Raw genomic sequence first — 16,216 nt, forward strand, 5'->3', positions numbered from 1 at the left:
GTGTCGATCGCCGGCCCCGCCCGTTCGACCTGAGCGTGACAGGGTCCACGAGGGACTCGCACGAACCACCGGGAGAGACCGACCATGAAGTTCATGCTGATCTGGCGCGTGACCTCCGACGAGGCCTGGGGCAACCTCGGCGAGCTCGACTTCGATCAGATGCTCGAGACCGTCGGCCGGTTCAACGAGGAACTGATCGAGGCGGGCGTCCTGATCGCCGCCGAGGGCCTCGCACCCGCCGAGGAGGGCGTGGTCGTCGACTTCTCCTGCGACCCGCCCGTCGTCACCGACGGCCCCTACGGGGAGACCAAGGAGCTGTTCAACGGCTTCTACCTGATCAACGTCCCCACCCTCGACGACGCGATCGGGTGGGCCAAGCGCACCCCGATGACCGCCGCCGGGTTCAAGACCGAGATCCGCCGCGTCCCCACGATCGACGAGTTCCCGCAGGACAACGAGTGGATCAAGAAGGAACGCGCCTGGCGGGAGTCCACCGGCCAGCTCTGAGCACCGGGTTTGGTTGGATCTGGTGCCATGAGCAGCAGCGACCCCACGGGGCGCAAGGCCGTGGCGGCGGTGTGGCGCATCGACTCCGCGCGGATCATCGGTGCGCTGACCCGCTACACCGGCGACTTCGCGCTGGCCGAGGACCTCGCCCAGGAAGCCCTCGCCGAAGCCCTGGTGACCTGGCCCCGCGAAGGCGTGCCGAACAACCCCGCCGGCTGGCTGCTCACCGTCGGGCGGCGGCGCGCGATCGACGCGTTCCGCCGCCGCAGCACCCGCGACGAGAAGTACGCCGCCCTGGCACACCACCTGCCCGAGGGCGGCGCTCTCACCGGTGCCACCAGCCCCGGCGCCGCACCCGACGACGTGCTGTGGGACCCCGACCAGATCGACGACGACACCCTCGCCCTGATGTTCACCTCCTGCCACCCCGTGCTGTCCCGCGAGGCCGGGGTCGCGCTGACGCTGCGCGTCATCGGCGGCCTGACCAGCGACGAGATCGCACGGGCGTTCCTGGTGCCCACGGCGACGGTGCAGGCCCGCATCACCCGCGCGAAGAAGACCCTCGGCGCCGCCGGGGTGCCGTTCGAGGTGCCCCCGGCCGCCGACCGGCCCGCCCGCCTCGCGCAGGTGCTGAGCGTGGTCTACCTGATCTTCACCGAGGGCTCGTCGGCGACTTCCGGCGACGAGGTCCTGCGCCTGGACCTCGCGGGCGAGGCACAGCGCCTGGCCCGCATCCTCTCGCGGCTCATGCCCGCCGAACCCGAGGTGCACAGCCTGCTCGCGCTGCTGGAGCTCACCGCCGCCCGCTTCCCGGCCCGCCGCGGCCCCGACGGCGAGACCGTGCTGCTCGAGGACCAGGACCGGCGCCGCTGGGACCGCTCCGCCATCGCCCGCGGCCGCGCCGCCCTCGCCAAGGCCACCGCCGCCGGCCGCGGCTACGGCTACTACGGGCTGCAGGCCGCGATCGCCGAGTGCCACGCGCTGGCGTCGTCGGTCGAGGACACGAACTGGGGCCGCGTCGTCGCCCTCTACGACGGCCTCGGCCGCCTCGCCCCGTCCCCGGTCGTCGACCTCAACCGCGCGGTCGCCGTGTCCATGGCCCACGGCCCGCAAGCCGCGTTGCCGCTGGTCGACGCGCTCGCGGGCAGTGACGCGTTCCAGGGCTCGCACCAGCTGCCCGGGGTGCGCGGCGAGCTGCTGCGGCGCCTGGGCCGGGTCGCGGAGGCGCGCACGGAGCTGGAGCGGGCGATCGGGCTGTGCGGCAACGACCGCGAACGCGCCGTGCTCACGCGGAAGCTGGCCGAACTGCCCCTGTTCGACCACGAAAAGTAACCCCGCACGCCGTTCGAGGGACACCTGTAGTACTCGACCGGGCGACGCGGGAATGATGTTGTGATGGAGTCGCTGCCCGCCACCGTGGCTTCCGCGCTCGCCGGAGCCGACAGCGAGACCACCGACTGGCCCGCCCGCCGCCGGCGGCTCACCGCCGTCTCGGTTGAGCTGCAGGCCCTGCTGCTCACCCACCCCGGCCCCGGGCTCGTCGCGCTCGCCGAGGACGTCGTCACCCAGCTCGCCGCCGGCGCCGCGACCACCCGCCGCCACCGCGTCGACCTGGCCGAGCTCGCCCACCAGGTCCTCGCCACCCACGCCCGCGCGTGCGCGACGGCCCGGCCCGACCCCGTGCGCCTGGCCGACTGGCTGCTCGACCTGCAGCTGCAGCACCCCGACGCCCCCGACGTCGGCCTCGCCGCCTACGCCGCCGCCCTCGACGACGAGGGCCTCGCGCACTACCGGGATCGGGCGGTGGCGTTGTTCACGCCGCTGCCGGTGATCGGGTTCGGCGAGACCGGCCGCTACGACCGGGCCCGGTGGGCGCTGCTGCGCGTCATGGAGGAGCTCGCCGAGTACACCGAGGACGTCGACCTGCAGCTGCTCGTGCTCACCAAGGACCTGTCCTCGGGCTGGCACTACCTGCAGGTCGCGACCGTGCTGCGCGACAACGGCCGCTCCGGCGAAGCCTTGGAGTGGGTGCACCGCGGCCTCGACGCCGTCGGCGGCCGGGGCGCGGCGCTGCGGCTGATCGACCTCGCCGTGGAGGAGCACCTGCGCCGCGGCGAACCGCAGCAGGCCGTGCGGGTGTGCCGGGAGGCGTTCCTGGCCCGCCCCAGCCTCGACGTCTACCTCAAGATCCGCGCCCTGGTCGTGCACACCGACGACTGGCCACCGCTGCGGGCCGCACTGGTCGAACACCTCGTGCGCGACGGCGGGCACCTCGCCGTCGAGGTCTACCGCCGCATCGTCGAGGTCGAGCTCACCCGGCGCGGTGCCGAGGAGCAGGAGCTGCTCGTGGGGTGGCTGCACCAGCTGCGCGGCCTGCAGCCCGACGCGTTCGCCGACTACCTCGACCACATCAGGACCCGCCACGTCGCCGACCGCGCCCTGCTCGACGAACTGACCCGCCGCGGCTTCTAGCCCAGGGCGGTGGGGACCCGGTCCGCCCACGGCCGGGCCCGTTCGAGCTGCGCCGACACCGACAGCAGCGTGCACTCGTCGTGCTGGCGGCCCACGAGCTGCACCGCGAGCGGCAGACCCGCGGAGCTGCGGCCGGCGGGCACCGCCGCGGCGGGGTTGCCGGTGATGTTCCACAGCGGCAGGAACGTCGTGTAGTGCGCGGCCGCGAGCAGCGCCGCCACGACACCGCGGCCGTCCCACTCGCCCACGCGGATCGGCGGCCTGGTCAGCGCCGGGGTCAGCAGCACGTCCACGACGCCGAACACCCGGTTGGCGTGGGCGGTGAGCGCGGCGTCGTCCTTCGTCGCCCACCGCACGGCCGCCCGCGGGATCCGGTGGCCCAGGTCGGCGGCGGCGCAGGTGCGGGGTTCGAGCAGGTTCGGCAGCTCGGTGGCGGTGCGCGCCAGGTGGGCGTTGTGCAGGTAGCGCAGCGCGAACCGGGTGGACGCGGTGACCTCGCGCATCGTCGGGTCCAGGCGCACGACGTCGTGGCCGAGGTCGGTGAGCAGCGCGGCGGTGTCCTGCACGGCGTCGCGGACCTCGTCGGCGATCGCGATGCCCGGCCCCCACGGCCGCAGCGACACCCCGATGCGCAGCCGGCCCGGGTCGGTCCGGGCGGCCTCGGTGAAGCTGGTGCGCGGCGGGTGGGCGACGTGGGCGTCACCGGGGGCGGCGCCGCGGAGCTGGTCGGCGACCAGCGCCCAGTCCGCGACGGTGCGGGTGATCGGCCCGGCGGCGACCATGCCGCCCCACATCTGCGGCTCCGGGGCGAGCGAGACGCGGCCGCGTTGCGGCTTGAGGCCGAACAGGCCGGTCATGGCGGCCGGGATGCGGATCGATCCGGCGCCGTCGGTGCCGATCGCGGCCGCCGCCATGCCCGCCGCGACGGCCGCGGCCGACCCGCCGCTGGACCCGCCGGGGGAGTGCGTCAGCGACCACGGGTTGCGCGTCGGCCCGGCCCAGGAGCTCTCGGTGAACGGCCACAGCCCCAGTTCGGGCATGCGGGTGCGGCCGATCACGACCGCCCCGGCCGCGCGCAGCCGCCGCACGATCTGCGAGTCGGCCGGCTGCGGGGTGCGGGCGGCGTTGGTGCCCTTCGTCGTGGGCAGGCCCTCGACCGCGATGTCCTCCTTGACCGCGATCGGCACCCCCTTGAGCGGCAGGTCCTCACCCGAGGCGTCGAGCCGGTCCGCCTCGGCGAGGGCGCTCTCGGCGAACACGACGCGGAAGGCGCCCAGCCGCGGGTCGAGGCGGTCGATGCGGCGCAGGTGCGCGGTGAGCAGGTCGCGGGCGCTCACCTCGCCGGAGCGCACGGCCTGCGCCTGCCTGACCACCCCGGCGAAACACAGCTCCGTCAGCTCCATGGGCCGACCCTAAGGGCCCGCGGGTGATCAGCGGAACCGCTCTCAGGCGCTGCGGCGGCTGCGGTGGCTCGCCACGGCGACGCGGTTCGCGCACCTGGTGGAGCAGAAGCGGCGCTTGCCGTTGCGGCTGGTGTCGATGAACACCGTGCCGCAGCCCTCCCGGCCGCACCAGCCGATGCGCCCGGCGTCCTCGCAGAACACCGCGGCCATCCCGGCGGCGGTGTAGGCCTTGATCCGCACGTCGATAGGCGCGTCGGCGCGCGCGTAGTGCAGGTGCGGCGCGCGGCCGTCGTGGGTGGAGATGTGCGGCGAGGTCGAGGACTCGGCGAGCAGGGCGTTGAGCAGGTCGACGCCGGGGGCGCGGAACACCTGCCGCAGCCGCTCGACCCAGTCTCGTACGTCACGTTCCTGACCTGCGGTGAGCGGCCGCAGCGGCTTGTAGTCCGAGGCTTTCAGCACGTCGAACAGTGCGGTGCCGGCGTCGGCGTTGACGAGTCTCGCGGCCAGCTCCGCCGCCGCCCCGCCGTAAGGGTTGAAATGCACTAGACCATGACAGCACGCTGGTGGGCATGATCGCCACCTGCCCCGCCTGCCGCTGGGCGTGCACCAGCGCCCTGTCCGCCCACGGCCCCGTCTCCTACGTGCGCTGCGTGTGCGGCCTGTTCCTCGTCGTGGAACGCGGAGCGGTCACCGCGACCGCCGGGACCAGCACGTTCGCCCCGGCCCGCCACGGGTGTGGTGATCTTGCTAGTGTCCCGGACCGTGAGCCGTCGTGACCTGCTGTGCGACACCGCGATCCAGATCCTCGCGGTGGAGGGCGGCCGGGGACTGACCCACCGCGCGATCGACCGCGAGGCCGGCGTTCCGATCGGCACCACCAAGAACTACTTCCCGACCCGCGAGGCGATCCTCACCGCCTGCGCCGCCCGCATGACCGCCCTGCACCAGGCCGCCGTCGAACGTCTCCGCGAGACCACGCCGACCGACATCAGCGCCGGCGACGTCGCCGAGCTCTACCCGGCCCTGCTGCGCCGCGCGGTCGCCGACGACCCGACGCAGATGCTCGCGATGGTCGAGCTGTACCTGGAGGCGGTGCGCCGGCCGGGCGTGCGCGCGGCCCTGTCCGGCATGGTGCTCGCCAACGCCGAGGCCGCCGCGGCGCTGCAGCAGGCGGCCGGACTGCCCTCGACCGTGCGTGACACCGGGCTGCTCGACGCCTACTTCCTGGGCGTGGCGATCTCACTGCTGGCGTTGCCCGCGGAGACCCTCGAGACCGTGGGCCTGGACGACCCGTACGCGCTGGGCATCGGCGTGTTCTCGGCGACCGTGCCCGGCCGGCCCGGTGATGCGGAGAGCACCCCCTCGTAGGTGCTGCGGACCCCAGGTGCTCGGCCCCGGGCTCTAGCGCCCCACCCGCACCAGCTGGTCGATCGCCGTCGCCACCAGCGCGATCGCGATGTCGGGCGACTTGCCGCAGCTGGCCGGCCGCGGCGGCACCGGCTGCTCGGACAGCGTCACCCGCCACTCCCGCCCGTCGGCGTGCCGCACGGTCGCCGAGTCCCGGGTCTCCGCCACGACGGTCAGCACGTCGCGCGTCTCACCGAGCTGCCGGCGCACCGCGACCTCGGCGACCTGACCCCGCGGGGTGAAGCACGAGCGGCCGCGGCACCGGTCGGCGACGATGCCCTCCGTCACCACCCGCTGCGCCAACTGGTGATCTATGCGCCCGTACAGGTGACCGGTGGGCAGCAGCACCCCGGTGGGGGCGAAGCGGTGCCCGCCGGTGTGCGTGCACTCCCAGAGGTGCAGCGCGGTGGCGATCGGGCGGCCGTAGAGGGCGCAGCAGACGTCGCGTTTGCTGTTGGTGCAGATCAGCAGCAACGGGTCGGTGACCGGGGTGCCGAAGGCGGTCGAACGGCCCTGGCCCAGCGCCTCGAAGTCGAGTTCGAGGGCTTCCTCGGGGGTGGCCAGGTCGGCCTGCTCCAGCCACGCGGAACCGGGCTTCGTCGAGGCCAGGTACACGCGGCGGGTGGCGGGCACGTGGTCGTCGGCGTGGCGGCCGGGGCGGCGGATCAGCAGGATGCGCACACCGGTGCCGGCGGCGCGGCGGCCCAGTTCGGCGCCGAGCTCGGGGTCGAGGTGGCTCTCGGTGAGCGCGTCGCGGCCCCACGGGCCCGGCTGTTCCAGGCACAGCCACGCGGTGGCGGTCGCGGCCGTGCCGGCCAGCGGCTCGCCCGCGAAGTCGGAGAGCGTCGAGCACCTCATCTGCACACCCTATACGGCCGTTCGGGTGATGACTAAGGCCACCCTTACCTGAAGGTGCTGTGATCGTGGTCCCGCATCCCGTGGGGTTGGATCCGCAGCCATGAACCTCGCCGTCTGGATCGTGTCCGGCGTACTGGCCGCCCTGTACCTCATGGCGGGTTTCACGAAGCTGGCCAAGTCGAAACGAGATCTTCTCGCCGAACCGCGGATGGCGTGGGCGGCGGACTTCTCCGCCGGGCAGGTCAAGGGCATCGGCGCGGTGGAGGTGGCGGGCGCGCTGGGGCTGGTGCTGCCGTGGCTGACCGGTCTCGCGCCGATCCTCACCCCGGTGGCGGCGCTGGGGCTCGCGCTGGTGCAGGTCGGTGCCGCGATCACGCACATCCGCCGCGGCGAGGGCGCCACGGTGCCGGTCAACCTCGTGCTGTTCGTCGCCGTGGTGCGCTTCGGTCAGCTCTGAGGGGCTTCGAGCTGGGCGATCCGCTGCCGCAACGCGGTGCGCAGCCTGGCGCGGTAGCCGAGGAACAGCTTGTTCGCGAGGTAGGGCGCCCAGTTGCCCTGCGGCGCGATGTTGTAGACGCGGTGCACGAGCAGCGCGCCCTCGGGATGGGGGTGCAGCGAGTCCTCGCCGCGGTACCACCAGTCGCCCCAGTAGGCGATGACACCGGCCTCGCGGTCCACGAGCCGGTGCGGCCCGGACTCGCCGGCGTCGGCGAACAGGCGTGCGCGCACGTCCTGCAACGGCGCGTGCACGACTCCCTGCACTTCGAACAGCAGTCTCATCGGTGTGCGTCCTCCCAGTGCTCGTACCCGCCGACGGTGCCGTCGCGGGTGGCGGTGGCGAACCAGGTCAGCCAGGCGCGTTCGGCGCGCAGCATCGCGAGCCGGTAGTCGAGCTCGATCCACGCCAGCTGCGGCAGCCCTTCGCCCGCGAGCCGTTCCAGCAGCACGGCCAGCGCGGTGAGCTGCTCGTCCACGGCCGTGCCCCGCTGCCGCACAAGAGCGAGGGCGTCGGCCGGGGGCAGCAGGCCGACCATCGAGATCCCGGCCTCGAACCGCGGGTACTCCCGGGCGGGCACGGCGATGAGCTCGCGCAGCCAGTCGCGCAGCTCGGCGGTGCCGGCGGCGGTGACGGAGTAGACGGTGCGCTCGGGGCGGTTGCCGGCCTTGCCGGTGGCGCTCGCGGTGATCAGCTCGTGCCTGGCCAGCGACTCGACGACGGTGTAGAGCGAGCCGTAGTTGAGCTTCACGACCTCCTCCTGGTGGCTTTCGCGCATGGTCCGCGCCATCTCGTAGGGGTGCATCGGCCGTTCCGACAGCAGGGCCAGCACCGCCAGGGCCAGGGGGTTCGTACGCTTGAACGTCATGTCCGCTCCCGAATACTCGGTACCGAATATATGGGTAGGGTGGTGGGTATGACAACGGTGATCACCGGGGGAAGCCGGGGTATCGGTGCCGCGACCGCGCGCAGGCTGGTGCGCGACGGGCACCGGGTCGTGATCAGCTACCGGCAGGCCGCCGACGCGGCACGGGCGCTGCAGGACGAGCTCGGCGTGGTCGCGGTGCGGGCCGACACCGCGGACGAGGACGACGTGGCGCGGCTGTTCGACGCCGCCGGTGACGACATCACCGGGGTGGTCAGCAACGCCGGCATCACCTCCCCGTCCGGCCCGCTCGCCGACCTGCGCACCGAGGACCTGCGCCGGGTGGTGGACGTCAACGTCGTCGGCGCGATCTTCGTGGCCCGCGAGGCGGCGCGGCGGATGAGCCGCGGGTGCATCGTGAACGTGTCGTCGGGGGCGGCGACGCTGGGCAGTCCCGGCGAGTACGTGCACTACGCGGCGACGAAGGCGGCGGTGGACGCGTTGACGATCGGCCTGTCCAAGGAGCTCGCGCCGCGCGGAATCCGGGTCAACTGCGTGCAGCCGGGCACCATCCGCACCGACATCCACCAGCTCTCCGGGCAGCCCGACCGCCCGGACCGGGTCGCGGGACGGGTGCCGCTGGGCCGTCCCGGCGAGGCCGAGGAGATCGCGAACGCCATCGCGTGGCTGCTGTCGGAGGAAGCCTCCTACGCGACCGGAGCGATCCTGCGCGTGACCGGCGGAACGTGACGCGCGGGAAGCGGTACGGCCTTTCGCCTCTGCGGCGGCCGGTGCCCGGGCCCCTAAGCTTCTCCGTCATGTCCGCGCCTGCGCTGTCCGACTTCGTGCTCGCCAACACGACGCTCGCTCCCGTGCCGCTGGTACCGGAGGTGGTGCTGCACAGCGCGGTCGAGGCGATGGACCTGTGGGAGCTGACCGACCACGACCAGCCGCCGTTCTGGGCGTTCCCGTGGGCGGGCGGCCAGGCGCTGGCCCGGCACCTGCTCGACCACCCCGGCCTCGTGCGCGACAAGAAGGTGTTCGACCTGGCCTCGGGGTCGGGGCTCGTGGCGATCGCCGCGGCGCTGGCCGGGGCGGACTCGGTAACCGCGAACGACATCGACCCGCTGTCGCTGACCGCGGTGCAGCTCAACGCCTCCGCCAACGGCGTCGCGGTCACCCCGCTGCCCGGTGACCAGCTCGACAGCGACGCGCACGGCGCGGACGTCGTGCTCGCCGGCGACGTGTTCTACGACGCCGAGATCACCGCACTGGTGCTGCCGTTCCTGACCAGGGCGGCGGCACGGGGAGCGCTGGTGCTCATGGGCGACCCGGACCGCGCGCACCTGCCGGATGACCGGTTCGTGCGGTGCGCCCGCTACGAGGTCCCGGTGCCGTGGACGCTGGAGAGCACCGAGACCCGCAGCGCGACGGTCTGGCGCGCCTGATGCGGCACGGTACGTGCGGGTCTCCTCACCGGTCCCGGCAGCGGTCAGCCGAGCCGTTCCACCACGAACGCAGTGAGAAACCCCGCCGTGAGGCACAGCCCGGTGTAGAGGTGGGTGCGCTCGAAGGCCTCGGGGATCATGGTGTCGGCGATCATCGCGAGGATCGCCCCGGCCGCCACCGCCGTGATCACGGCGATGACCTGCGGTGACGCCCCGGCGAGCAGCAGGTTGCCCAGCGCGGCGGACACCCCGCCGGCGACCGCGATGGCACCCCACACACCGAACACGTAGCCGGGCCCGCGGCCCGCCCGCTTCATGCCGGCGACGCTGGACAGCCCCTCGGGAACGTTGGAGATGACCACCGCGGCGAGCATCGCCACCCCGACCCCGCCACCGCCGAGCAGCCCGACGCCGAGCACCACCGACTCCGGCACCCCGTCGAGCAGGGCGCCCACCGCGATCGCCGTGCCGCTGCCGGCCTGGTCGGACTCCGAGGGCTGGTTGCTGCTGCGCTTGCGGTGCCGGGCACCCAGCCGGGCCAGCAGCACGTTGGCCAGCACGTACACCACCGCACCCGCGGCGAACCCGACGGAGGTGGCGAGCAGGCCACCGGTCCGCTCCGCCTCGTCGACGAGCTCGAACGCCGCGGCCGCGGTCAGCACGCCCGCGCCGAACGCCATGACCACGGCGACCACGTCCCGCGGCACCTCCACCAGCCAGGCGACGAGCGCTCCCAGCACGAGAGCGCCACCGCCGGCCAGCCCCCACAACCCCGCTTCCACCCACTGCGCCATGCGTGAGGATGACCTACATCTTGGCGAAGAACACCTTGATGTCACCGGCAAGCAACTCGGGGGAGTCGTGCCCGCTGTAGTGGCCTCCGGTGCCGAACTCCGACCAGTGCACGATGTTGTGGTGGTCGCGCTCGGCGAAGCGGCGGATGGTCTGGAAGTCGTCGCGGAAGATCGCGACCCCGAGCGGGAACGTCGTCGGCCCGGCCGGGGTGTCCTCGCGGTGGGCGTCCTCGTAGTACAGCCGCGCCGAGGAGCCGGCGGTGCCGGTGAACCAGTAGATCGCCACGTTGGCCAGCAGGAAGTCGCGGCTCACGGCCGGTTCGCCCATCAGCTGCATCGTCCAGGCGAGCTGGCCCGCGGGGGAGTCGGCGAGCGCGAACGCGACGTTCTGCGGCCGTGCCCGCTGCAGCTGCGCGAACCCCGACAGCGACTCCTGGAAGTGCCGCAGCACCCCCAGCCGCCGGTGCTCCTCCGGCGTGAGGCCCTCCAGTTCGGCGGGGTCGCCGCCGGGGACGGAGAAGATCTGCGTGACGTGCACCCCGGCCACGTGCCCGGGGTCGATCCGCCCGACCTCCAGCCCGATGACCGACCCGGCGTCGTTGCCGTGCACCCCGTACCGCGCGTAGCCCAGCCGTGCCATCAGCTCCGCGAACGCCCTCGCCATCCGCCCGGAGTGCCAGCCGGTGTCCCTGGTGGGCCCGGAGAACCCGAACCCGGGCAGCGACGGGACGACGAGGTGGAACTCGTCGCGCAGGTGCCCGACGACGTCGAGGAACTCCACCACCGACCCCGGCCAGCCGTGCAGCAGCAGCAATGGCAGCGCCCGCGGGTTGTCGCTGCGCACGTGCAGGAAGTGCACGCCGGTGCCGTCGACCTCGGTGAGGAACTGCGGGAAGGAGTTGAGCCGCGCCTCGACCGCTCGCCAGTCGAAGTCCTCGGCCCAGTACCGCGCCACGGCCCGCACGTCCGCCACGTCGTCGCCGTAGCGCGACCCCGCCCCCGGCACCTGGTCCGTCCACCGCGTCCGCGCCAGCCGCAGCAGCAGTTCGTCGACATCCGCCTCGTCGACCGCGACCCGGAACTCCCTGATCTCCGTCATAACCCGAGGCTAACGAGCCTTGCGGCCAGCTGTTGTCCTAAAGTTCGGGGCATGTTGGAAACTTCGGCCCGCCTGCTGCGCCTGCTCGCCCTGCTGCAGTCCCGCCGCGACTGGCAGGGCAGCGAACTGGCCGACGAACTGCAGATCAGCCCCCGCACCGTCCGCCGCGACGTCGACCGCCTGCGCGAGCTCGGCTACCCGGTCAACGCCACCACCGGCTCCTTCGGCGGCTACCGCCTGGGCGCCGGCGCCGAACTGCCACCCCTGCTGCTCGACGACAACGAGGCCGTGGCCGTCGTCGTCGCCCTGCGCACCACCCCGATCACCGGCCTCGAGGACGTGTCCCTGCGCGCCCTGCTCAAACTCGAACAGGTCCTGCCCTCCCGCCTGCGCCACCGAGTCTCCGCCTTCGACCACGTCGAACAGGTCCCGCGCGAGCACGTCGCCGAGTCCCTCGACCCGGACCTGCTCACCACCCTCGCCGCCGTCTGCCGCGACAGCGAGACCATCCGCTTCGACTACCGCTCCCACGACGGAGCCCCGTCCCGCCGCCGCGTCGAACCCCACCGCCTGGTCAACTGGGGCCGCCGCTGGTACCTCGTCGCCTGGGACCGCGACCGCACCGACTGGCGCAGCTTCCGCGTCGACCGCATCAGCTCGCCCACCCCGCCCTTCGGCCCCCGGTTCACCCCGCGCGACTTCGACGCCACCTCGTTCGTCGCCTCCCGCGTCAGCTCCGCCGCGTGGCGCTTCCAGGCCCGCGTCCTGGTCCGCGCACCCGCCGACGCCGTGGCCGCCCGCATCAACGCCGTCATCGGCACCGTCGAAGCCGTGGACGCCGACACGTGCGTGCTGGTCACCGGCTCCGACTCCGTCGAGTCGCTGGCCGTGTGGATCGGCCTGCTCGGCTTCGACTTCGAGGTCACCTCACCCCCCGAGCTCGTGGCACACGTTCGCTCTCTTGCGGGCCGGTACGCACGAGCCGTACAAGACTGAGCATGGCCATCACCGGACGGGACATCGAGCGCCTGCTCTACACCGACACGTCCGATCCGGTGCTCGTCCTGCACCAGAACCAGACCGCGATCGTGGCCGCCGCCGAGCTGGGAGGGCACACCGGGGCCGTGGTGGTGTGCTCGCGCACGGAGATCCTGCGGCACGTGGGGGAGCGAGACCTCAGCGAGGCCGAGCTGGACGCGATTGCGGCCGCGCTGGAGGCTGCCGTTCGAGACCCGGCCCGGCAGCGGCCGCTGTGGCCCGCCTGACCGGAGCAGGGTCGAGGTTCGCCTCGTGCATGCGCAGCCACGTCGCCCGGCTTCGCGTCGAACAGGTCCAGCGCCAGCCACAGCCCCGGCGAACCCGCCGGCGGCTCAGCCCGAGAACAACACCAGAAGACCGATCGCGACCAGCACCACGGGAAGCGCGACGTGACCCCACTTCGCCAGGGCCTTCGCGACCACCTGCCGTGAGGCGAGGAACCAGCCCGCCAGGCACCACACGCCCACCAGGACGAGGAACACCACCACGTACAGCCACAGGGAGTCCGTCACGGTGAACACCGGGACGTAGACGCCGATGTTGTCCCCGCCGTTGGCGAGGGTCACCCCCGCGACGGCGAGGACGCCCGGCGGCGGGTCGCGGTCGTCGTCGGAGTCGCCGCCGCGCCACAGCGCCCACGCCGCCTTCAGCCCCAGCGCCAGGGGGATCAGGCCCAGCCAGGGCCGGACCTGCTCGGGCAGCAGGGACGCGCCCAGGGCGCCGAGCACCGCCACGGCGAGGATGCCGGTGAAGCCCAGGTACTGGCCCGCCACCACCTTCCAGGCCGTGCCCGCCCTGGCGAAGAACAGGGCGAGGAGCACCAGGTCGTCGACGTTGGTGGCCGCGAACATGCCCGCCGCCTGGCCCAGCGTCCCGAGATCCACGGCGGGGATTCTCCACGACCACGAAGCGGATAGTTCATCCGGATGTGTGCTAGCGTCGGGAACAGAAGTGGATTCACTATCCGGATTGAGGAACACATGGCACCCAGAGCAGTCGTCACCGCCGGCACCGGCGGCATCGGACTCGAAACCGCCCTCGGACTCACCAGAGCCGGCTACGCCGTCACTATCGTCGGACGCAACACCGAACGCGGCACCCACGCCGTCGACAAGCTCAACCACGAAGCAGGGGAGACCGCCACCTTCCTCCAGGCCGACCTCGCCTCACTCGACCAGGTGCGCACCCTCGCCACCCGCATCACCGCCGCAGGAGAACTCGACCTCCTCGTCAACAACGTCGGCGCCATGTTCCCCGAACACACCCACCTCGACGGCGTCGAAGCCTCCTTCGTCGTCAACCACCTCTCGCCCTACCTGCTCACCGAACTCCTCCTGCCCGTCATCACCCGCCGCATCGTCAACGTCACCTCCGGAGCCGTCGCCGTCGCCAAGAAGAACTTCGACACCGTCGAACCACCCGGCGGCTACTACGGCTTCCACTGGTACGGCCGCGCCAAGCTCGCCAACCTCACCTACACCCTCGACCTCGCCCAGCGACTGCGGGACACCGGCACCACCGTCCTCGCCGCCGACCCCGGCGGCGCCGACACCACCATGACCGACGGCAGCAACCGCACCCGCCACATCGTGTCCCCACCCCTGCAACTGCTCTGGCCCCTCGTCAAGCGCACCTTCGAACACGCCACCTCCACACCCGCCAGCGACGCCGCACGCCCCTCACTGCGCGCCGCCACCGACACCACCCTGCCCACCGGCACCCTCATCGGCCGCAACGTCACCCCGGCCACACCCGCCAAAACCGCCACCGACCCCCGCACCGTCACAGCCGTCCGCACCCTCAGCCAGAGGCACGCACCACTGCACCGCATTCCGGATGAGGTATCCAATTAGGCTGGACCCATGACCCCGCAGCGGAAGGACGCCGCCCGCAACTCCGACCGCATCGTCGCCGTCGCCAGAGAACTCGTCGACGAAGGCACACCGCTGCAACTCAACGACGTCGCACGCCGAGCCGAACTCGGCGTCGGCACCGTCTACCGGCACTTCCCGACCACCGAAGCCCTCCTCGAAACCGTCGCCACCCCCCGCCTCGAAACCATCGCCACCCACGGCCACCACGCACTCGAAGACGACGACGCCTGGCGAGCCCTCGCCGGCTACCTCACCCTCCTCGTCGAAGCACAGGTGAGCGACCCGGCCCTCGCCAAGGTCTCCGCCCACGGCTCAGACGCCCTGCCCCGCACCACCGAACTCAAACAACGCATCCTCGACATCGGCACCCAACTGCTCGCCCGCGCCCGCGACACCGGAGCAGCCCGCCCCGACCTCGCCGACACCGACCTCGTCCCCCTCATGTGCGGCATCGCCTACGCCACCTACGTCCACAGCGACACCCCCACCGACCGGCTCCCCGCCGCACGCCGCTACCTCGACACCCTCCTGCGCGGCCTGCACGCCTGACACGGGGGACCAGCCGCCACGAACGCCCGCAACTCCTCCACCTCCACCGCACCACCATCGGTCAGCAACCACGTCACCCCGGCAGCCTCGTACCCCGCTACATCCGACGGCAGCACCCCACCACCCCACAACGCCACATCACCGTCCGCAGGCCCACCCGACGCCACGAAATCCGCCTTCACCCCCGCCGCCTCGGCAGGGGAGAGCACCCGCAGACCGGACTCGCCGAACGTCGCCGGCACCACCCCCGACGCCAGCCCCGCAGCCCGGAACGGCACCCCGCGCGGCCACACCCCGCCCACCCAGATCGGCACCTCCACCGGCTCGAACCGGACACCCGACACCGAGAACAACGGCCCCCGGTGCTCCACCACCTCGCCCGATAACAACGCACGCACCAACGCCACCCCCTCGGACATCGCCTCCGCACGCGACACACGCTCACCGAAGGGGGAGTAGTCCTGCGGAACCCCCGCACCCACCCCCAAAACCAACCGGCCACCCGACAACCGCTGCAACGTCGACGCCTCCAGCGCCACCTTCCACGGACGCCGCCGCCCCAGCGACGTCACCAGCGGCCCCAGCCTGATCGACGACGTCCGCGCCGCCACCCCACCCAGCGTCACCCACGGATCAGCCACCACGGACTCACCGGGAACCACCACGTGGTCCCACACGAAGAACCCGTCCCACCCCGCCTCCTCCGCGGCGACCGCGAGCGACACCAGCACCGACGGGTCACCCAGCGACGAGCCGAACGACGGAACATAAATCCCATAGCGCATGCCACCAGTGTGACGAGCACCACCGACAAGATCATCCACACGCGGGGGAGCAGGGCGAACGCCCGCATCACGGCCACTCGCCGGTCGCGCCGTCCACCTGCTCCCGCAAGATGTCCGCATGCCCGGCATGCCGCGCCGTCTCGGTCAGCACGTGCACCAGAACGTTGAACAACATCACCTCGGGACGCGGCCACCACGGCACACGACCCGGAGCATCCACCGCAAGAGACGAAATCGTCGCATCCGCATGCACCCACACGCGCCGATAACGACCCACGACGTCCTCACGCGACTCCTGCTCGGTCACCCACTTGTCCGCACCCCGCGCCGACAGGTCGTCCCACCGCGGCAACGGCTCCGGGAACGGCCGCCCGAACACCTCACCGAAGTACCGCGACTCCGACAACGCCAGGTGCTTCACCAGACCCAGCAGGTTCGTCCCCGACGCCACCAGCGGACGCCGCACGTCCGCCTCGGACAGCCCCTCGAGCTTCCACAGCATCACCGCGCGCAACTCGCGCAGGTCGTGGGACTGTAAAACGTTCGGTGTAACTCCCGATCATGGAAGTGCACCTGATGACCGACATGATGTCCGGCGTGGAGAACGCCGAGGACTCGAAG

The 16,216-nt window shown here is 72.4% G+C and carries 21 protein-coding genes and 1 pseudogene; 12 read left to right on the top strand and 10 right to left on the bottom strand.

Features of this window, described 5'->3' with window-relative positions:
* Positions 1 to 84: 84 nt before the first annotated feature.
* The 3 genes from ACFWGZ_RS29840 (at position 85) to ACFWGZ_RS29850 (ending at position 2,979) form a co-directional block, all read left to right on the top strand.
* Entirely contained in the window at positions 85 to 507 is a 423-nt protein-coding gene (locus ACFWGZ_RS29840; RefSeq protein ID WP_382454911.1) for a YciI family protein, read from the top strand.
* A gap of 27 nt (positions 508 to 534) precedes the next feature.
* On the top strand, positions 535 to 1,839 hold the full coding sequence (locus ACFWGZ_RS29845) for an RNA polymerase sigma factor (RefSeq protein WP_382454912.1): 1,305 nt from the start codon (positions 535 to 537) through the stop codon (positions 1,837 to 1,839).
* A gap of 63 nt (positions 1,840 to 1,902) precedes the next feature.
* Positions 1,903 to 2,979, top strand: a complete 1,077-nt coding sequence (locus ACFWGZ_RS29850) for a hypothetical protein (RefSeq protein ID WP_382454913.1) — start codon at positions 1,903 to 1,905, stop codon at positions 2,977 to 2,979.
* Here the strand turns inward: ACFWGZ_RS29850 and ACFWGZ_RS29855 are convergent.
* Complete coding sequence (locus ACFWGZ_RS29855; RefSeq protein ID WP_382454914.1) at positions 2,976 to 4,382, bottom strand: amidase; 1,407 nt, start codon at positions 4,380 to 4,382, stop codon at positions 2,976 to 2,978. The genes ACFWGZ_RS29850 and ACFWGZ_RS29855 overlap by 4 nt on opposite strands.
* A 42-nt stretch (positions 4,383 to 4,424) precedes the next feature.
* On the bottom strand, positions 4,425 to 4,925 hold the full coding sequence (locus ACFWGZ_RS29860; RefSeq protein ID WP_382454915.1) for a CGNR zinc finger domain-containing protein: 501 nt from the start codon (positions 4,923 to 4,925) through the stop codon (positions 4,425 to 4,427).
* Between the two features lie 26 nt (positions 4,926 to 4,951).
* Between ACFWGZ_RS29860 and ACFWGZ_RS29865 the strand changes: the two genes are divergently transcribed.
* Positions 4,952 to 5,158, top strand: coding sequence for a hypothetical protein (locus ACFWGZ_RS29865; RefSeq protein ID WP_382454916.1), 207 nt, complete (start codon positions 4,952 to 4,954; stop codon positions 5,156 to 5,158).
* Entirely contained in the window at positions 5,145 to 5,750 is a 606-nt protein-coding gene (locus ACFWGZ_RS29870; protein ID WP_382454917.1) for a TetR/AcrR family transcriptional regulator, read from the top strand. Before ACFWGZ_RS29865 ends, ACFWGZ_RS29870 begins: the two co-directional genes overlap by 14 nt.
* Before the next feature lie 33 nt (positions 5,751 to 5,783).
* On the opposite strand, the gene ACFWGZ_RS29875 is transcribed toward ACFWGZ_RS29870, so the two are convergent.
* Positions 5,784 to 6,647: a sucrase ferredoxin gene (locus tag ACFWGZ_RS29875; RefSeq protein ID WP_382454918.1), complete on the bottom strand. Its 864-nt coding sequence runs from the start codon at positions 6,645 to 6,647 to the stop codon at positions 5,784 to 5,786.
* A 100-nt stretch (positions 6,648 to 6,747) separates the two neighbouring features.
* Between ACFWGZ_RS29875 and ACFWGZ_RS29880 the strand changes: the two genes are divergently transcribed.
* On the top strand, positions 6,748 to 7,104 hold the full coding sequence (locus ACFWGZ_RS29880) for a DoxX family protein (RefSeq protein WP_382454919.1): 357 nt from the start codon (positions 6,748 to 6,750) through the stop codon (positions 7,102 to 7,104).
* Here the strand turns inward: ACFWGZ_RS29880 and ACFWGZ_RS29885 are convergent.
* Together ACFWGZ_RS29885 and ACFWGZ_RS29890 are read right to left on the bottom strand one after the other, a co-directional pair.
* Positions 7,095 to 7,427 carry a hypothetical protein gene (locus ACFWGZ_RS29885; protein WP_382454920.1) on the bottom strand — a complete coding sequence of 111 codons (333 nt, stop codon included), beginning with the start codon at positions 7,425 to 7,427 and terminating at the stop codon, positions 7,095 to 7,097. The genes ACFWGZ_RS29880 and ACFWGZ_RS29885 overlap by 10 nt on opposite strands.
* Positions 7,424 to 8,011: a PadR family transcriptional regulator gene (locus ACFWGZ_RS29890; protein WP_382454921.1), complete on the bottom strand. Its 588-nt coding sequence runs from the start codon at positions 8,009 to 8,011 to the stop codon at positions 7,424 to 7,426. Before ACFWGZ_RS29890 ends, ACFWGZ_RS29885 begins: the two co-directional genes overlap by 4 nt.
* Positions 8,012 to 8,059: 48 nt before the next feature.
* Here ACFWGZ_RS29890 and ACFWGZ_RS29895 point away from each other — a divergent pair, with 48 nt between their 5' ends.
* Both ACFWGZ_RS29895 and ACFWGZ_RS29900 read left to right on the top strand, forming a co-directional pair.
* A complete protein-coding gene (locus ACFWGZ_RS29895) occupies positions 8,060 to 8,758 on the top strand; it encodes an SDR family oxidoreductase (protein WP_382454922.1) in 699 nt (232 codons plus the stop codon).
* A 68-nt stretch (positions 8,759 to 8,826) separates the two neighbouring features.
* Positions 8,827 to 9,456, top strand: coding sequence for a class I SAM-dependent methyltransferase (locus ACFWGZ_RS29900; RefSeq protein WP_382454923.1), 630 nt, complete (start codon positions 8,827 to 8,829; stop codon positions 9,454 to 9,456).
* A 44-nt stretch (positions 9,457 to 9,500) separates the two neighbouring features.
* On the opposite strand, the gene ACFWGZ_RS29905 is transcribed toward ACFWGZ_RS29900, so the two are convergent.
* A complete protein-coding gene (locus ACFWGZ_RS29905) occupies positions 9,501 to 10,250 on the bottom strand; it encodes a ZIP family metal transporter (protein ID WP_382454924.1) in 750 nt (249 codons plus the stop codon).
* Positions 10,251 to 10,263: 13 nt separating this feature from the next.
* Positions 10,264 to 11,349 carry an epoxide hydrolase family protein gene (locus tag ACFWGZ_RS29910; protein WP_382454925.1) on the bottom strand — a complete coding sequence of 362 codons (1,086 nt, stop codon included), beginning with the start codon at positions 11,347 to 11,349 and terminating at the stop codon, positions 10,264 to 10,266.
* Positions 11,350 to 11,400: 51 nt separating this feature from the next.
* On the opposite strand from ACFWGZ_RS29910, the gene ACFWGZ_RS29915 reads away from it, so the two are divergent.
* Both ACFWGZ_RS29915 and ACFWGZ_RS29920 read left to right on the top strand, forming a co-directional pair.
* Positions 11,401 to 12,345, top strand: coding sequence for a helix-turn-helix transcriptional regulator (locus ACFWGZ_RS29915; RefSeq protein WP_382454926.1), 945 nt, complete (start codon positions 11,401 to 11,403; stop codon positions 12,343 to 12,345).
* 2 nt (positions 12,346 to 12,347) lie between these two features.
* A complete protein-coding gene (locus tag ACFWGZ_RS29920; protein ID WP_382454927.1) occupies positions 12,348 to 12,614 on the top strand; it encodes a hypothetical protein in 267 nt (88 codons plus the stop codon).
* A gap of 105 nt (positions 12,615 to 12,719) precedes the next feature.
* On the opposite strand, the gene ACFWGZ_RS29925 is transcribed toward ACFWGZ_RS29920, so the two are convergent.
* A complete protein-coding gene (locus ACFWGZ_RS29925; protein WP_382454928.1) occupies positions 12,720 to 13,271 on the bottom strand; it encodes a cadmium resistance transporter in 552 nt (183 codons plus the stop codon).
* Between the two features lie 96 nt (positions 13,272 to 13,367).
* On the opposite strand from ACFWGZ_RS29925, the gene ACFWGZ_RS29930 reads away from it, so the two are divergent.
* On the top strand, positions 13,368 to 14,240 hold the full coding sequence (locus tag ACFWGZ_RS29930; protein ID WP_382454929.1) for an SDR family NAD(P)-dependent oxidoreductase: 873 nt from the start codon (positions 13,368 to 13,370) through the stop codon (positions 14,238 to 14,240).
* Between the two features lie 9 nt (positions 14,241 to 14,249).
* Positions 14,250 to 14,810 carry a TetR/AcrR family transcriptional regulator gene (locus ACFWGZ_RS29935; RefSeq protein WP_382454930.1) on the top strand — a complete coding sequence of 187 codons (561 nt, stop codon included), beginning with the start codon at positions 14,250 to 14,252 and terminating at the stop codon, positions 14,808 to 14,810.
* Here ACFWGZ_RS29935 and ACFWGZ_RS29940 read toward each other — a convergent pair.
* Both ACFWGZ_RS29940 and ACFWGZ_RS29945 read right to left on the bottom strand, forming a co-directional pair.
* Positions 14,774 to 15,595, bottom strand: coding sequence for an LLM class flavin-dependent oxidoreductase (locus ACFWGZ_RS29940; protein WP_382454931.1), 822 nt, complete (start codon positions 15,593 to 15,595; stop codon positions 14,774 to 14,776). The genes ACFWGZ_RS29935 and ACFWGZ_RS29940 overlap by 37 nt on opposite strands.
* Before the next feature lie 85 nt (positions 15,596 to 15,680).
* Positions 15,681 to 16,118 (bottom strand): annotated as a pseudogene (locus ACFWGZ_RS29945) (DinB family protein); the annotation flags it as partial.
* Positions 16,119 to 16,216: the final 98 nt, after the last annotated feature.

Source organism: Lentzea sp. NPDC060358, from assembly GCF_042725365.1.
Lineage (GTDB): Bacteria > Actinomycetota > Actinomycetes > Mycobacteriales > Pseudonocardiaceae > Lentzea.

Coding starts and splice junctions, on each gene's coding strand:
- ACFWGZ_RS29840 (WP_382454911.1), top strand. CDS start 85: ATGAAGTTCATGCTGATCTGGCGCGTGACCTCCGACGAGGCCTGGGGC.
- ACFWGZ_RS29845 (WP_382454912.1), top strand. CDS start 535: ATGAGCAGCAGCGACCCCACGGGGCGCAAGGCCGTGGCGGCGGTGTGG.
- ACFWGZ_RS29850 (WP_382454913.1), top strand. CDS start 1,903: ATGGAGTCGCTGCCCGCCACCGTGGCTTCCGCGCTCGCCGGAGCCGAC.
- ACFWGZ_RS29855 (WP_382454914.1), bottom strand. CDS start 4,382: ATGGAGCTGACGGAGCTGTGTTTCGCCGGGGTGGTCAGGCAGGCGCAG.
- ACFWGZ_RS29865 (WP_382454916.1), top strand. CDS start 4,952: ATGATCGCCACCTGCCCCGCCTGCCGCTGGGCGTGCACCAGCGCCCTG.
- ACFWGZ_RS29875 (WP_382454918.1), bottom strand. CDS start 6,647: ATGAGGTGCTCGACGCTCTCCGACTTCGCGGGCGAGCCGCTGGCCGGC.
- ACFWGZ_RS29880 (WP_382454919.1), top strand. CDS start 6,748: ATGAACCTCGCCGTCTGGATCGTGTCCGGCGTACTGGCCGCCCTGTAC.
- ACFWGZ_RS29885 (WP_382454920.1), bottom strand. CDS start 7,427: ATGAGACTGCTGTTCGAAGTGCAGGGAGTCGTGCACGCGCCGTTGCAG.
- ACFWGZ_RS29890 (WP_382454921.1), bottom strand. CDS start 8,011: ATGACGTTCAAGCGTACGAACCCCCTGGCCCTGGCGGTGCTGGCCCTG.
- ACFWGZ_RS29895 (WP_382454922.1), top strand. CDS start 8,060: ATGACAACGGTGATCACCGGGGGAAGCCGGGGTATCGGTGCCGCGACC.
- ACFWGZ_RS29900 (WP_382454923.1), top strand. CDS start 8,827: ATGTCCGCGCCTGCGCTGTCCGACTTCGTGCTCGCCAACACGACGCTC.
- ACFWGZ_RS29905 (WP_382454924.1), bottom strand. CDS start 10,250: ATGGCGCAGTGGGTGGAAGCGGGGTTGTGGGGGCTGGCCGGCGGTGGC.
- ACFWGZ_RS29910 (WP_382454925.1), bottom strand. CDS start 11,349: ATGACGGAGATCAGGGAGTTCCGGGTCGCGGTCGACGAGGCGGATGTC.
- ACFWGZ_RS29915 (WP_382454926.1), top strand. CDS start 11,401: ATGTTGGAAACTTCGGCCCGCCTGCTGCGCCTGCTCGCCCTGCTGCAG.
- ACFWGZ_RS29920 (WP_382454927.1), top strand. CDS start 12,348: ATGGCCATCACCGGACGGGACATCGAGCGCCTGCTCTACACCGACACG.
- ACFWGZ_RS29930 (WP_382454929.1), top strand. CDS start 13,368: ATGGCACCCAGAGCAGTCGTCACCGCCGGCACCGGCGGCATCGGACTC.
- ACFWGZ_RS29935 (WP_382454930.1), top strand. CDS start 14,250: ATGACCCCGCAGCGGAAGGACGCCGCCCGCAACTCCGACCGCATCGTC.
- ACFWGZ_RS29940 (WP_382454931.1), bottom strand. CDS start 15,595: ATGCGCTATGGGATTTATGTTCCGTCGTTCGGCTCGTCGCTGGGTGAC.